Genomic DNA, 638 nt, shown 5'->3' with positions numbered 1-638 from the left:
ATCAGCGCGCCTGCGGTGGCGAGCGTGGCGGCCGCGGCGAGCGCGGCTCTCAGGCGACGGCCCGGCCTGTGTGACTGTGCGGGCATGTATCCCCCTGGGTGCGGTGCGACGGCTGTGACGGATGACGCATGGCTCACGACTCGTGACGCGTGACGCACGAGCCGCGATGCACGACTCGTGACGCACGACGCCACGCACGACTCGTGACTGCGGGGCAGCCTAGGGTCAACGCGCGTAGCGCAACAGGGGGTTGCCGGTTACGAGCAGGTTGCCGCTACCACTGCCGCGGTCTCGCGCGGCCCGCGCCGTACCCTCGTATCCATGACCACGGACCCCGCCCCCACCAGCGATCCGGCCGCTTCGGGCCGCCGCATCGACACCCTGTCCGACCTGTCCGCCGAGCAGTCCGCAGCCGTGCTCGCACTGCTGGCCGACGCCGCCCGCACCGACGGGCAGCAGGCCGTGTCGGAGCAGGGCCGGCTGCAGCTGCGGGGCGGCGCCCGGGAGGGGATCCGGCACCTGCTGCTGACCGCCGGCGCGGAGCTGATCGGCTACGCGCAGCTGGAGGACACCGACCCGGTCGAGGCCCCGGCCGCCGAGCTGGTCGTGCACCCGGCGCACCGCGGCCACGGGCACGG

1 pseudogene is annotated in these 638 nt (G+C 74.3%); it reads left to right on the top strand.

Annotated elements, in window-relative coordinates:
• Positions 1-321 precede the first annotated feature (321 nt).
• Positions 322-638: pseudogene (locus G3I40_RS33900) on the top strand (GNAT family N-acetyltransferase); the annotation flags it as partial.

Origin of the sequence: Streptomyces sp. SID14478 (assembly GCF_010548525.1) — a bacterium.
GTDB lineage: Bacteria > Actinomycetota > Actinomycetes > Streptomycetales > Streptomycetaceae > Streptomyces.
The sequence above is the reverse complement of the archived record's forward strand: the minus strand, read 5'-3'. Positions and strand labels throughout refer to the sequence as shown.